The sequence below is a fragment of the Achromobacter sp. D10 genome (assembly GCF_035282245.1).
Lineage (GTDB): Bacteria > Pseudomonadota > Gammaproteobacteria > Burkholderiales > Burkholderiaceae_B > Achromobacter > Achromobacter insolitus.
In genome coordinates this window covers 630,476-644,127 of sequence record NZ_JAYJLE010000002.1, presented here as the reverse complement: position 1 = coordinate 644,127, position 13,652 = coordinate 630,476, and the positions used below count along the sequence as shown (strand labels likewise).

The following is a 13,652-nucleotide window of genomic DNA, read 5'->3' as shown; positions in this document are numbered from 1 at the left end:
GCCTCAGAGCTCGATACCGGCCTTTTCGGCCACGGTATGCATGTCTTTGTCGCCGCGGCCCGACAAATTGACCAGGATGATGGCGTCACGCGGCAGCGTGGCGGCCATCTTCACGGCTTGCGCAATGGCGTGCGACGACTCCAGGGCCGGCATGATGCCTTCAATACGGCAGCAATCGTGGAACGCCTTGAGGGCTTCCTCGTCGGTAATGCCGACGTACTCGGCGCGGCCGGAGTCCTTCAGCCAGGCGTGCTCCGGACCGACGCCGGGATAGTCCAGGCCGGCGGAAACCGAATGGGTTTCCTGGACCTGGCCGTCGGCGTCCTGCATGACGTAGGTGCGGTTGCCGTGCAGCACGCCCACCTGGCCCGCGGCCAGGGAAGCTGCGTGGCGGCCGCTGTCCATGCCCTCGCCCGCCGCCTCGACGCCGATCAGGCGCACGTTTTCGTACGGGATGTAGGGATGGAAGATGCCCATGGCGTTGGAACCGCCGCCCACCGCCGCCACCACGTAGTCGGGCTGACGGCCGACGGCTTCGGGCATTTGCGTCAGGCATTCATTGCCGATGACGGTCTGGAAATCGCGCACCATGCGGGGGTAGGGATCGGGACCCGCCACCGTGCCGATGATGTAGAAGGTGTTCTCGATGTTGGTGACCCAGTCGCGCATGGCTTCGTTCAGCGCGTCCTTCAGGGTGCGCGAGCCGGAGGTCACCGGCACGACCGTCGCGCCCAGCAGCTTCATGCGGTAGACGTTCGAGGCCTGGCGGCGAACGTCTTCGCTGCCCATGTAGACGACGCATTCCATGCCGTAGCGGGCCGCCACCGTGGCCGTGGCCACGCCATGCTGGCCGGCGCCCGTTTCGGCGATGACGCGGGGCTTGCCCATGCGCTTGGCCAGCAATGCCTGGCCGATGCAGTTGTTGACCTTGTGGGCGCCGGTATGGTTCAGGTCTTCGCGCTTGAACCAGATCTGGGCGCCGCCCAGCATTTCCGACCAGCGGCGGGCATGGTAGACCGGGCTGGGCCGGCCGACGAAATGCTTGAGTTCGTAGTTGAACTCTTCCTGGAAGGCGGGGTCGAGACGGTAATGGTCATAGGCCGCGCGCAGCTCGTCGAGCGCGTGCATGAGCGTTTCTGCCACGAAAACACCGCCATAAGGGCCGAAATGGCCCTGGGCATCCGGAAAGTCGTAAGGTTTCACCAAGCATCTCCCCCGGGTATCGCGGCAGGCCACTGCCGGCCGCAAATCCGGTTTGCAACCCGTCATTTTACCTGACGCCGGCAACGGCCGGGCGCAATGCCGTGGCCGTGCCGGGAACCGTCAGCTTGCCGTCAGAGCGACTGCCCCAGGCGGCGCAGGAAGGTATCGCAGGCGGCCAGTTGGTCCAGCGCCACGTATTCGTTGGGCTTGTGGGCCTGTTCGATATGGCCTGGGCCGCAGACCACCGTCGGGATGCCGATGCCCTGGAACAGGCCGGCCTCGGTGCCGTAGGCGACCTTGCGGGTGGCACGGTCTTCGGTCAGGGCACGCACCAGCTGAGTAATGGCGGCCTCTTCGGACGCTTCCAGGGCCGGCGCCGCGGCGCCCGTCTCGATTTCGATGCTGGCGCCATCGAATTCGGCTTTCATGCGCGGCAAGAGCTCTTCGCGCACGTATTTCTCGACTTCTGCCTGGATCTCGTCGGGCTGCATGCCGGGCAGGTTGCGGAATTCGTATGTGAATTCGCACAGCTCGGGGATGGTATTGACCGCGATGCCGCCACGGATCTGGTTGGTGGTCATCGTGGAGAACGGCACGTCGTAGAACTGGTCGTACGGACCGTTGGCCTTGAAGCTGTCGGCCAGATCGCGGATGCGGCAGATCAGGCGGGCGGCGTATTCGATGGCGTTGCAGCCGCGCGGGGTCAAGGACGAGTGCGCCGCCTTGCCGTGCACCTTGCAGCGGAACAGGTTAATGCCTTTGTGCGCCACGACCACCTGCATGCCGGTGGGCTCGCCCACCACGCAGCCTTCGGGACGGATGCCGCGCTCGTGCAGGTCGGCCAGCATGTAGGGCGCGCCGGCGCAGCCGACTTCCTCGTCGTAGGAAAAGGCCAGATGCATCGGCTTCTTGCGCGGCATGGCCAGGAATTCCGGCACCAGCGCCAGCGAACTGGCGATGAAGCCCTTCATATCGCAGCTGCCCCGCCCGTAGAGCAGCCCGTCTTTTTCGACGAGCTTGAACGGATCCGTGCTCCATTCCTGGCCGTCCACGGGGACCACGTCGGTGTGGCCGGACAGAACGATGCCGCCCTGCATGCCGCCGTCCTGGGCGGGCAAGGTGGCGAACAGATTGGCCTTGGTGCGCTCGGGGTTGTGCGCCAGCCATGCGTCGACGCCCTGGCCCTTGAGCCAATCTCGGACGGTTTCGATCAGGGCAAGATTGGAATTGCGGCTGGTCGTGTCAAAGCCAACCAGCGTTTCCAGCCAGGTGCGCGCGTTCATGTCACTACTCTCTTGGGGAAAAACAGGAGTGTAAGGCCAGCGGGCGTTCGCGTCTCGGACGGGGTGCGGCGCGCAAGCGCCTAGAATGTCGCCCGGTTAGGCAAACCCCCAAGGAGAAACCGTGCAGCACAAAGCAGTTCCCACGCGCAACATCGTGGCGGCAGTTATAGGCAATGCCCTCGAATGGTACGACTTCCTCGTGTTCGCGTTCATGACGCCGATCATCTCGAAGCTGTTCTTCCCCACCGACCCCAGCGTTCCCGGCAGCGAGCTGAACGCCATCCTGATGACGACGGCGATCTTCGGCGTAGGCTTCTTCATGCGGCCGGTCGGCGGCATCATCCTGGGCCTTTATGGCGACAAGAAAGGCCGCAAGGCGGCCATGGTCATGGTGACCTCGCTGATGGCCATTTCGATCGCGCTCATCACCGTCGCTCCTACGTATCATGCGGCAGGCATCCTCGCCCCGATCTTCATCCTGATCGCACGCCTCCTGCAGGGCTTCTCGGCCGGCGGCGAATTCGGCACCTCGACAGCGCTGCTGATTGAAATGGCGCCCAACGGCAAGCGCGGCTTCTATGGCTCTTGGCAGATGGCTGGCCAGATGCTGGCCCTGCTGATCGGCGCAGCCTGCGGCACGCTCATCACCGAGTTCTTCACGCCGCAGCAGATCGCGGACTGGGCATGGCGCCTGCCTTTCGCCTTTGGCCTCGTAATTGTGCCCATCGCCATCTATATTCGCCGCAACGTCGACGAAACCGACGCCTTCAAGCAGCTCAAGGAAGAAGAGCGCCAAGCCGCCGCGCGCGGCGACGTGCAACGCCTGAGCCTGGGCCAGATGCTGAAGACGCACACCCGGGAGACGCTGATCGGCGTGGGCCTGGTGGTGACGGCGACCGTGTCCATCTACATCACCTTCACGTATCTGGTGACCTACTCCACGCAAATCCTGAAGCTGCCGCTGAACCAGACCTTCCTGGTGCAGATGGCGGGAGCGGCGTTGATGGTGCTGCTGACGCCCTTCATGGGCGCCTGGTCGGACCGCGTCGGTCGCCGTCCGATCGTGATCGGCTCGCTCATCGGCTACCTGATCGTGCTGTACCCGCTGTACTACTGGCTGTCGGACGCCCCGTCCATCGGCCGCCTGCTGGCCGTGCAAGTGGTGGTCTGCCTGTTCGTGTCGGCCTTCTTCGGCGTGTTTAGCACCGTGATGGCGGAACTGTTCCCGGCTCGCGTGCGCTCGGTGGGCCTGTCCCTGGCCTATAACGTCGCCGTGATGATTTTCGGCGGCTTCGCGCAGTTCATCGTGACCTGGCTGATCAAGACCACCGGGTCTCCGATGGCGCCTGCCTACTACGTGATGTTCGGCGTGGCGCTGGGGCTGATCGCCGCGTTCTACATGCGCGAGCGCGCACACGAGCAGCTGGACCACTGAGTCCCGCCGCCACCCGGGCCGCAGGGCCCGGGTTTCCCGCCTAGCGGCGCGTCGCCGACGACACGCCCGGCACCTCGGCCAGGGCGTCCAGGGCGCGGGACAGCGACTCCCCCCCGCGCACTTCCACCGTGAACACCATGTGGGCCAGCGACTGCTTGCTCTGCGTGTTCACGCCCACCACATTCAGGCGCAGCCGGGCAAAAACCTCGGACAGGTCCCGCAGCAGGCCGGAACGGTCGTGCGCGCGCACACTGATGTCCACCGGATAAAAGGTATCGGCGGTTTCGCCCCAGGCGACCTCGATGACGCGCTCGGGCTCGCGCGCCGCCAAAGCCAGATAGCTGTGGCAATCGCTGCGGTGAATCGACACGCCCCGCCCGCGCGTGACAAAGCCGGCAATCGGGTCCGGCGGCGCCGGACGGCAGCAGCGCGCCAGCTGGGTCAGGAGCGATCCCACCCCAACCACCAGCACGCCGCTCTTGCCGCTTTTTTCAGCGCTGCCTGCGCTGGCATGGCGCAAGGCAGCCGGTTGCGACTCGGCGGCCGGCGCCGGCTGCTGGAACAAGGTATCGATCTGCCGCAGGCTGAACTCTTCCTTGGCGGCCGCCACGTACAGGTCGTCGGCGCGGGCGAACCCGAGGTTCTGCGCCAGCTGCTCCAGGTTGACGGCAGTCTTGCCCAGACGTTGAAGTTCTTTTTCGACCAGGGCCTGGCCCTGCGTAATGCGTTGCTGCAGCTCGATCGCGTTGAACCACATGCGCACCTTGGCCCGGGCCCGGGGGCTCGCCAGAAAGCCCAGCTGAGGATTGAGCCAGTCGCGCGACGGCCCGCCAGACTTGGCGGAAATGATCTCCACGGTCTGTCCGGTGGACAGATGCGTCTGTAGCGGCACCATCTGGCCATCGACGCGCGCGCCGCGGCAGCGGTGGCCCAGGTCGGTATGCAGGTGATAGGCGAAATCCACGGGCGTGGCGCCCGCCGGCAATTCAATCACGCGCGCCTGCGGCGTCAGCACATAGATGCGTTCGTCGGTATGCGGCGGGGCTGCCGCGGGGCCACGGCTCTTGCCCGACGCCGGCTTGGCGGGCACGGCCTTGGCGGGTTCGCTACCGCCCTCGACATCGCTATTCCAGGCCAGCAGCTGGCGCATCCACGCCAATTGGCGGTCGTATTCGCTGGAGGCGGCCACTTGGCCGCCCTTGGCGCCCGCTTCCTTGTAGCGCCAGTGCGCGGCCATGCCGTACTCGGCGAACTGGTGCATCTCGCGCGTGCGGATCTGCACCTCGAACGGACGGCCGTCGTCATCGGCCACCACCGTGTGCAAGGAGCGGTAGCCGTTGGGTTTGGGCCGCGAAATATAGTCGTCGAACTCTTCGGAGATGGGCGTCCACATTTCGTGCACCATGCCCAACGCCGTATAACAGGCGCGCACGTCGTCCACGATGATGCGCAACGCCCGCAGGTCGTACATCTGCGAGAAATCCAGCCGCTTCACGCGCATCTTGTTCCAGATGCTGTAGATGTGCTTGGGACGGCCACTGACCTCGGCCTCGACCCCGGCGCGGGCCAGGCCGGTCTGCAGGCGTTCGATAGCCCCGGCGATGAAGGCCTCGCGCTCGACCCGCTTTTCTTCGAGCAGGCGGGCGATCTGCTTGTATTTTTCGGGCTCCAGGAAGCGGAAGGCCAGGTCTTCCATTTCCCACTTGATCTGCCAGATCCCCAGGCGGTTCGCCAGGGGCGCGTACAGATCCAGGGTCTCCCGCGCGAAATCGGTAGAGCACGGCGCCTTGCTTTCCGCGTGCCAACGCAAGGTGCGCAGGCGCGACGCAAGCCGCATCAACACGATGCGCAAGTCGGCCGCCATGGCCAGCAGCATCTTGCGCTGCATTTCCTTCTGCGAACCGCTTTCGGCAGCGGCATCGCTTGCCTGCCGGGCCACCACGCCCAGCCGCAACAGGGCGCGCGCGCCCTGCACCAGCCGCGCGATCTCGGCGCCGAATGCGGCGGCGACCGGATCGTTGCGCAAGGACGGCGCAGGCGCCATCAGGTCGGTGGGCAAGGCGGCCAGCAACGCCGCCGCGCGGGTGGCGGCATCGGTATGCAAGGCTGCAAGTATGCGGACCACGCCCGCGCCATGCCCGGCCAGGGGCTCGCCGGTCAAGGCGTGCTGTCCTTCAAAACGCGGCTCGGCCCAGGCCACGGCCTGGTCGATCAGCGCCATGCCGTCGGCGTCCAGGCCGGCGCCTACCTCCTGCCGCCAGGAAGCGTCGAAAGGCGTAGGCGCGTCGGGAACAGGCGGGGCGGACATGACGGATGTCGAGCAGATGTAGTTTGATATCCCGACACTCTACACTAGGGTTTGTTATCGCTAAAACAAGCCGCTAGCCCCGGCATATGGAAGGAACCAAAGCTTATGTTGCGCTGGCTGAAGGGCCGGGGTGCCCGCCCGTCCGCGGTGGCCGAAATGCAGGCCCGCATCTCGCCGGAATTGTGGCGCCAGGTGCTGGACGCCCACCCGTTCCTGGCGGCGTTGACCGCCGAGGAAGCCGCTCAATTGCTGGCGCGTTCGGCCTGGTTGCTGGCCAGCAAGAACATCAACGGCGCGCAGGGGCTCGAGGTCTCGGATTTCATGCGCCTGAGTATCGCCGCGCAGGCCAGCCTGCCCATCCTCAACCTGGCGCCGGAACTGTACGAAGGCTGGGACGAGATCATCGTGTACCCCGCCAGTTTCCGCATTCCGCGCTCGCGCCAGGACGACGATGGCGTGGTGCACGAATACCTGGAGGACGCGGCCGGCGAGGCCTGGGAAGGCGGGCCGCTGGTCCTGTCCTGGGAAGACACGCAGTTCTCCGATGGCGGCTTCAATGTGGTCATCCACGAATTCGCCCACAAACTCGACCTGCGCTCAGGTTACGCCGACGGCATGCCCTCGCTGGCCGCCCACCCCGAGCTCAAGCCGCAGTCCTGGCGCCGCATCCTGGACGACAGCCTGGATCGTTTCATTGCAGCCGTGGACGCGGTCGAGGCAGCCATTCCGCACGACGTCGACCCCGAGAGCGAGGCTGCTGACGCCTGGTACGGCCAACTGCCGATGGACCCATATGCCGCCACCGACGAAGCCGAGTTCTTCGCGGTCAGCTCGGAACACTTCTTCGTGGATCCCTACCCCATGCACGAAGCCCTGCCGCAATGGTATGGGCTGCTGCGGGCCTACTACCGGCAGGATCCGCTGGAACGCTACGCATGAAACAGCTGCTGATCGTGTGGCATTCGCGTACCGGCGCCGCGCGGCAGATGGCCGAAGCCGCGGCGCGCGGCGCGCGCTCGGCCGCCACCCAACTGGATCAGGCGTCCGATCTGAGCGTCGCGCTGCGGCCGGCCGCGGAGGTTCAGGCAGAGGAGTTGCTTGCCAGCCACGGCTACCTGTTCTGCGCGCCCGAAAACCTGGCGACGCTAAGCGGCGAGATGAAGGAATTCTTCGACCGCAACTACTATGCGGTGCTCGATCGGATACAGGGATTGCCTTACGCCTGCGCCATCAGCGCGGGCAGCGACGGCACGGGCGCGGCGCGGCAGGTGGAACGCATCTGCACCGGCTGGCGGCTCCGATCGCTGGCGCCGCCGCTCATCGTCAACATGGGCGCTCAAACCGCGCAGCAAATCCTGGCGCCGAAGACGGTGGCCGGCGCGGACCTGGATAAGTGCGAGGAATTAGGGGGCCTGCTGGCCGCGACGCTGCTGCTGGGGCAATAGACGGCAGAGCGGAAGAAGAGGCATGCATGGGCGGATGCGCACACCCGCCCCCAGGGGATCGCCCTGGCATGCGCCGGGCGCTGATGCGCCCAACGCGGGGAAGGCGTCTTAGACGGCAGCCGTCACGACGATTTCGACCTTGTAATCCGGATTGGCAAGGCGGGCTTCAACGGTGGCGCGCGGAGGCGAATTGCCGTCGGCGACCCAGGCGTCCCAGGCCTTGTTCATGCCATCGAATTCCTTCATGTTGGCCACGTAGATCTGGGCCATCAGGATCTTGGTCTTGTCGGTGCCGGCTTCGGCCAGCAGGCGGTCGATCGTGGCGAGCACCTGTTCGGTCTGGCCGGTGATATCCAGCGTGGAATCGTCCGGCACCTGGCCGGCCAGGTACGCGACGCCGTTGTACACGGCCATGTCGGACAGGCGCTTGGCCACGTGGAAGCGCTTGATGCTGCTCATGAATAGTCCCCTAGATTCGAGTGGGTTGGGTGGAACAATGCAGAAGAACCCGCAATTTACCCCGAGCCGCCATCAGGCGGGAGGCAATTGGAATACCTGGCGCAGATAGGCCAGGTAGGCCGGATCGTCGCACATGGTCTTTTCCGGCGCGTCGGACACCTTGGCCACCGGCTGCCCATTGCAGCGGACCATCTTCATGACGATCTGCAAGGGTTCGTGGCCCAGGTCGTTGGTCAGGTTGGTGCCGATGCCGAAAGACACCTTGCAGCGGCCGGAAAACTGGCGGGCCAGCTCGATGGCACGCGGGAAAGTCAGCGAATCCGAGAACACCAGCGTCTTGGCCCTGGGATCCACGCGATTCTTGCGGTAGTGCTCGAGCAGGCGCTCGCCCCAGACGAAGGGATCGCCGGAGTCATGCCGCGCGCCGTCGAACAGCTTGCAGAAATACATGTCGAAATCGCGCAGGAAGGCATCCATGCCGTAGACGTCGGACAACGCAATGCCCAGGTCGCCCCGGTACTCCTTGGCCCACACTTCCAGCGCGAAAACCTGCGAATCGCGCAAGCGCGGACCCAGCGCCTGGCAGGCCTGCAGGTACTCGTGGCCCATCGTGCCCAGCGGCAGCACTTCATGCTGCTTGGCCAGCAGCACGTTGCTGGTGCCGGCAAAATGCACGCCCATCTGGGCTTTCATGGTGGACACGATCTCTTCGTGCCAAATCTTGGAGAAGCGGCGTCGCGTGCCGTATTCAGCCACGCGGAAGTCGGCCAGCGCCGGATCGTCCAGCACCAGGTGCATCTTGGACTGCAGGCGCTTGCGGCCCTCTTCCCAGTCGGGATTCTTGCGCGTGTTGCGGAAGTAGACCTCGTTGACGATGGCCAGGACCGGGATTTCGAACAGGATGGTGTGCAGCCAGGGCCCCTTGACCTCGATGCTGATTTCGCCCGGGCCTTCGCCTTCGCCGATATGGATGCACCGCTCCGGCAAGTGGAACAGCTCGAGGAAATCGACGAAGTCGCTTTTGATAAAGCGCAAGCCGCCCAGATATTTAAGTTCGTCTTCCGTGAAGCGCAGCTGGCACAGCTGGTGCACTTCTTCGCGGATTTCGTCCAGGTAGGGACGCAGGTCGATCCCCGGCGTGCGGCATTTGTAACGGTACTCGACCTGAGCAGCGGGAAACTGATGCAGAACCACCTGCATCATGCTGAATTTATACAGATCGGTGTCGAGCAGCGAAGTGATTATCATGATGGCGCGTTTCGTTTCGCGACACCATAGCATAGAGCCCGCGCCGTCCGGGGCGAAGGGCCACTATGTCAATACGGGTATTGCCGGCACATCGGCGCCGCATTGGGTAAAATCCGCCCAACAAAGACACATATGCCGCCGCTCCCGGAGTTCCTGAATGACCCACGTTGTCACCGAAAACTGTATTAAGTGCAAGTACACCGACTGCGTAGACGTGTGCCCGGTGGACTGTTTTCGTGAGGGTCCGAACTTCCTCGTGATCGATCCTGACGAATGCATCGACTGCGCCGTCTGCATCCCGGAATGCCCGGCCAATGCAATCTACGCCGAAGAAGACGTGCCGCAGGACCAACTGAATTTCATCGCCCTGAATGCCGAACTCTCCCCCGAGTTCGCCAGCATCAGCCGCGCCAAGAAGCCCCTGCCCGACGCCGACGAATGGAACGGCAAGCAGGACAAGCTGCAATACCTGGAAAAATAGTCCGCGAACGCCGGCCGCCGCCTGGCGGCCGGCCTCGCGCGATGTGCCGATGACCGACGACTCCAAATACACGCGCCAGACCGTAACCCACGTTCATACCTGGGTGCCCGACAAGCTTTTCTCCGTGCGCGTGACGCGCGACGACGCGTATACGTTCCTGCCGGGCCAGTTCGCCCGGGTCGGTCTGCCGGAAGCCGGCGCCTCTGAAGGCGAACCCACCCTGTGGCGCGCCTACTCCATGGTGTCGGCACCGCATCAGCCCTGGCTGGAGTTCTATTCCATCGTTGTCCCCGAAGGCCTGTTCAGCCCGCGCATGGCGCGGCTGCAGCCCGGCGATTCCCTATACGTGGAAAAGAACCCCTACGGTTTCCTGACCCTGGAACGCTTCGCGCCTGGCGGCGATCTCTGGCTGCTGGCCTCGGGCACGGGCCTGTCGGCCTACCTGTCGATCCTGCGGGACCCCGCCGTCTGGCGCGCCTACCGCCGCATCATCCTGGTGCATGGCGTGCGCACCGCCGCGGAGCTTGCCTACCGTGGCGAAATCGAATCTTGGCGCGTCGAGCCCGAGCTGGCCGAGTTCTTCGCCGCCGACCCGCAAAAACTCATCTATCTGCCTATCGCGACCCGCGAGGCCCTGCCGGGCATGCCCCAGGAACGCCTGACCACGCTGATCGCCGACGGCCGCCTGGAGCAACTGGCGGGGCAGCGGCTGGATCCCGCCCAGGCCAAGGTGATGCTCTGCGGCAATCCCGACATGCTGGCGGACGCCCGCAAGCTGCTGGGCGAGCGCGGTTTCAAGCCCGGGCGCCGCGGCATCCCCGGCAACCTGGCGGTGGAAAACTACTGGTAGCGCCACGCCGCCCGACTTAGTGCATAAATCCTCCGTTTGGTGCTGCAACACCTCGCAAAAAGCGCCCTAAACTGGTGCCCAATGGGTAATGGGTCGCTTTTTAGCAACAGATTTGCTTTTTTTGTCGGCGTTTCTTCAGGCTGTTTAGAAATATCGTTAGTGCCCGGGGCAATAATCGGGACACACGCACGACCCAGAAGGACTTTTCTCAAATGCTGTATCAATTGCACGAAATGCAGCGCGCCTTCCTGACTCCGTTCGCAGCATTTACGGACGCCGGTTCCCAGCTGTTTTCCAGCCCCTACAGCCCTCTCGCCTATACCCCGATTTCCCGTCAGATGGCGGCCGGGTATGAGCTGATGACCCGCATCGGCAAGGAATATCAGAAGCCTGCCTGGAACCTGCCCACCACCGAAATCAAGGGCAAATCCGTCCGCGTCATCGAAGGCGTCGCGATGGACAAGCCGTTCTGTCGCCTGTTGCACTTCCAGCGCGATGTCCGCCACGCGGGACGTGACGATCCCAAGGTGCTGCTGGTCGCGCCGCTGTCGGGCCACCACGCCACGCTGCTGCGCGACACCGTGCGCGCCCTGCTGCCGGCCCACGACGTGTACGTTACCGACTGGGTCGATGCCCGCATGGTGCCGCTGTCTGCCGGGCCGTTCCACCTCAATGACTACGTCCGCTACGTGCAGGACTTTATCCGTCACCTGGGCCCGGACGTGCATGTCATTTCCGTGTGCCAGCCCACGGTGCCCGTGCTGGCCGCGGTCTCGCTGATGGCCTCCGCCAATGATCCCTGCCAACCGCGCAGCATGGTGATGATGGGTGGCCCCATCGACCCGCGCCAGTCGCCCACGCAGGTGAACCGCCTGGCTACGACCAAGCCCTACGCCTGGTTCGAGAACCAGGTCATCCACCCCGTGCCGCCGCGCTACCCGGGCGCCGGCCGCAAGGTCTATCCAGGCTTTCTGCAGCATGCCGGATTCATGGCCATGAATCCCGACCGCCATATGAAGTCGCACTATGACTTCTACCTGGACCTGCTGCGCGGCGACGATAGCGACGCCGAAGCGCACCGCCGCTTCTACGACGAATACAACGCCGTGCTGGACATGCCGGCCGAGTTCTACCTGGACACGATCCGCATGGTGTTCCAGGAATTCCAGCTGCCCAACGGCACCTGGGAAGTAGACGGCAAGCTTGTGCGGCCGGCGGATATCAAGAACGTCGCCCTTTTCACCATCGAAGGTGAACTGGACGACATCTCGGGCCAGGGCCAGACCCGCGCCGCCATCAAGCTGTGCAAGAACATTCCGGCCGAACGCAAGATGCATTACACCGCGCCCAACTGCGGCCACTACGGCATTTTCTCGGGCCGCCGCTGGCGCGAAATGATCTGTCCTAAAATTGCCGAATTCATCCGGCAATCTGCGTAGGATGGGTATCGCGCGAGTCAACCTGGACTAGCACCCGGACCTTCGACGCGCGCAATCCATCAAACTACGGTGGCTAGAAGTATCACCGTTGCTTGATGGGTTGCGCGCGATCCGCATTTGGATTCCTGGCCCCCGTGCTTCGCGCTCCCGTCCCACGGTTTTTTCTTCATATCCATGTCCTGTCGCTCACTAGCCGACCGCATCGATGCCTTGCTGCCCCAGACGCAATGCACCAAGTGCGGATACGACGGCTGCCGGCCCTACGCCGATGCCATCGCGGACGGCGCCGCCCCGATCAACCGTTGTCCTCCCGGAGGCGATGAAGGCATCGCCGCGCTGTCGGCCCTGCTCGACGTGCCCGCCCTGCCCCTGGACACCACCCGCGGGGAACCCGGCCCGTTGCTGGTCGCGCGCATCGACGAAGCGCATTGCATCGGCTGTACGCTATGCATCCAGGCCTGTCCCGTGGACGCCATCGTGGGCGCCAATAAGCATATGCATACCGTACTGGCCGACTGGTGTACCGGCTGCGACCTGTGCGTAGCGCCCTGTCCGGTCGATTGCATCCAGATGGTGCCGGCAGGCCGCGCCTGGGGCCCGCACGACGCCACCGTCAGCCGCCAGCGCCACCGCAGCCATCTGGCGCGTACCGAACGCCTGGCCGCCGACAACGCGCGCCTGATGGCGCCCGAAGCCGCCGCCCCCTCAAACGCGACCACGCCCGCTCCCGCCGCGGACGATACGCGCAACGAGGACCGCAAGCGTTCCGCCATTGAATCCGCGCTGGCCCGCGCCCGGGCCCGCCGCAACCCGACGCAATCATGAACGCCGCCAAACGCCGAGAGATCTTCGCCCGCCTGCAAGCCGCCAACCCGCACCCGACCACCGAGCTCGAATACGACACCCCGTTCCAGTTGCTGATCGCCGTGTTGCTGTCGGCGCAAGCCACCGACAAATCCGTCAATATCGCCACGCGCAAGTTCTTCCCTGCTTATGGCACGCCGCAGGCCTTGCTGGCGCTAGGCGAAGAAGGCCTCGCCGACTACATCAAGACTATCGGCCTCTATCGCACCAAGGCAAAGAACACCATCGCCACCTGCAAGATCCTGATCGAGCAGCACGGCGGTGACGTGCCGCAGACTCGCGAGGCGCTCGAAGCCCTGCCCGGCGTGGGGCGCAAGACCGCCAACGTAGTGCTCAACACGGCTTTCGGCCAACCCACGATGGCGGTGGACACACATATCTTCCGAGTGTCCAACCGCACCGGCATCGCTCCTGGCAAGAACGTGCTGGAAGTCGAACAGAAACTCGAAAAATTCGTGCCGCGCGAATACATGCAGGACGCGCATCACTGGCTGATATTGCTGGGCCGCTACGTCTGCGTGGCGCGCAAACCCAAATGCCCTCAATGCGGCATTTCCGACCTCTGCGAATTCAAGCAGAAAACTCCCGCCTGAGCGCCTGCGCCGCGAACGCCGATACCGCATCGGCCTGCGGAAAA

At 64.5% G+C, this 13,652-nt stretch carries 13 protein-coding genes; 8 read left to right on the top strand and 5 right to left on the bottom strand.

Going from position 1 to position 13,652, the window contains the following annotated elements:
• Positions 1 to 3 precede the first annotated feature (3 nt).
• Both trpB and argE read right to left on the bottom strand, forming a co-directional pair.
• Positions 4 to 1,203 carry a tryptophan synthase subunit beta gene (gene trpB, locus VCS63_RS09800; RefSeq protein ID WP_063959865.1) on the bottom strand — a complete coding sequence of 400 codons (1,200 nt, stop codon included), beginning with the start codon at positions 1,201 to 1,203 and terminating at the stop codon, positions 4 to 6.
• Between the two features lie 131 nt (positions 1,204 to 1,334).
• Complete coding sequence (gene argE, locus VCS63_RS09795; RefSeq protein ID WP_042796831.1) at positions 1,335 to 2,486, bottom strand: acetylornithine deacetylase; 1,152 nt, start codon at positions 2,484 to 2,486, stop codon at positions 1,335 to 1,337.
• Positions 2,487 to 2,607: 121 nt separating this feature from the next.
• Here argE and VCS63_RS09790 point away from each other — a divergent pair, with 121 nt between their 5' ends.
• On the top strand, positions 2,608 to 3,921 hold the full coding sequence (locus VCS63_RS09790; RefSeq protein WP_042796830.1) for an MFS transporter: 1,314 nt from the start codon (positions 2,608 to 2,610) through the stop codon (positions 3,919 to 3,921).
• 40 nt (positions 3,922 to 3,961) lie between these two features.
• Here VCS63_RS09790 and VCS63_RS09785 read toward each other — a convergent pair whose 3' ends face one another.
• Positions 3,962 to 6,229, bottom strand: coding sequence for a RelA/SpoT family protein (locus tag VCS63_RS09785; protein WP_149065035.1), 2,268 nt, complete (start codon positions 6,227 to 6,229; stop codon positions 3,962 to 3,964).
• 105 nt (positions 6,230 to 6,334) lie between these two features.
• Between VCS63_RS09785 and VCS63_RS09780 the strand changes: the two genes are divergently transcribed.
• Both VCS63_RS09780 and VCS63_RS09775 read left to right on the top strand, forming a co-directional pair.
• Positions 6,335 to 7,168, top strand: coding sequence for a zinc-dependent peptidase (locus VCS63_RS09780; protein WP_042796827.1), 834 nt, complete (start codon positions 6,335 to 6,337; stop codon positions 7,166 to 7,168).
• Positions 7,165 to 7,674, top strand: a complete 510-nt coding sequence (locus VCS63_RS09775) for a flavodoxin family protein (protein WP_149065036.1) — start codon at positions 7,165 to 7,167, stop codon at positions 7,672 to 7,674. The genes VCS63_RS09780 and VCS63_RS09775 overlap by 4 nt, the downstream gene beginning before the upstream one ends.
• A 108-nt stretch (positions 7,675 to 7,782) precedes the next feature.
• Here VCS63_RS09775 and VCS63_RS09770 read toward each other — a convergent pair whose 3' ends face one another.
• Together VCS63_RS09770 and pncB are read right to left on the bottom strand one after the other, a co-directional pair.
• Entirely contained in the window at positions 7,783 to 8,133 is a 351-nt protein-coding gene (locus tag VCS63_RS09770; RefSeq protein WP_042796825.1) for a RidA family protein, read from the bottom strand.
• A 72-nt stretch (positions 8,134 to 8,205) separates the two neighbouring features.
• The gene (gene pncB, locus VCS63_RS09765; RefSeq protein ID WP_042797612.1) at positions 8,206 to 9,381 is read right to left on the bottom strand and encodes a nicotinate phosphoribosyltransferase; all 1,176 of its coding nucleotides are present in this window, start codon (positions 9,379 to 9,381) and stop codon (positions 8,206 to 8,208) included.
• Positions 9,382 to 9,538: 157 nt separating this feature from the next.
• On the opposite strand from pncB, the gene fdxA reads away from it, so the two are divergent.
• The 5 genes from fdxA (at position 9,539) to nth (ending at position 13,608) form a co-directional block, all read left to right on the top strand.
• The gene (gene fdxA / locus VCS63_RS09760) at positions 9,539 to 9,862 is read left to right on the top strand and encodes a ferredoxin FdxA (RefSeq protein WP_006389264.1); all 324 of its coding nucleotides are present in this window, start codon (positions 9,539 to 9,541) and stop codon (positions 9,860 to 9,862) included.
• A gap of 49 nt (positions 9,863 to 9,911) precedes the next feature.
• A complete protein-coding gene (locus VCS63_RS09755) occupies positions 9,912 to 10,712 on the top strand; it encodes a ferredoxin--NADP reductase (protein WP_063959844.1) in 801 nt (266 codons plus the stop codon).
• Between the two features lie 212 nt (positions 10,713 to 10,924).
• Complete coding sequence (locus VCS63_RS09750) at positions 10,925 to 12,151, top strand: polyhydroxyalkanoate depolymerase (protein WP_042796822.1); 1,227 nt, start codon at positions 10,925 to 10,927, stop codon at positions 12,149 to 12,151.
• 174 nt (positions 12,152 to 12,325) lie between these two features.
• Positions 12,326 to 12,976 (top strand): electron transport complex subunit RsxB, encoded by a 651-nt coding sequence (gene rsxB, locus VCS63_RS09745; RefSeq protein ID WP_063959845.1) that lies wholly within the window; start codon positions 12,326 to 12,328, stop codon positions 12,974 to 12,976.
• A complete protein-coding gene (gene nth / locus VCS63_RS09740) occupies positions 12,973 to 13,608 on the top strand; it encodes an endonuclease III (protein WP_149065037.1) in 636 nt (211 codons plus the stop codon). The genes rsxB and nth overlap by 4 nt, the downstream gene beginning before the upstream one ends.
• The last annotated feature ends 44 nt before the right edge of the window (positions 13,609 to 13,652 follow it).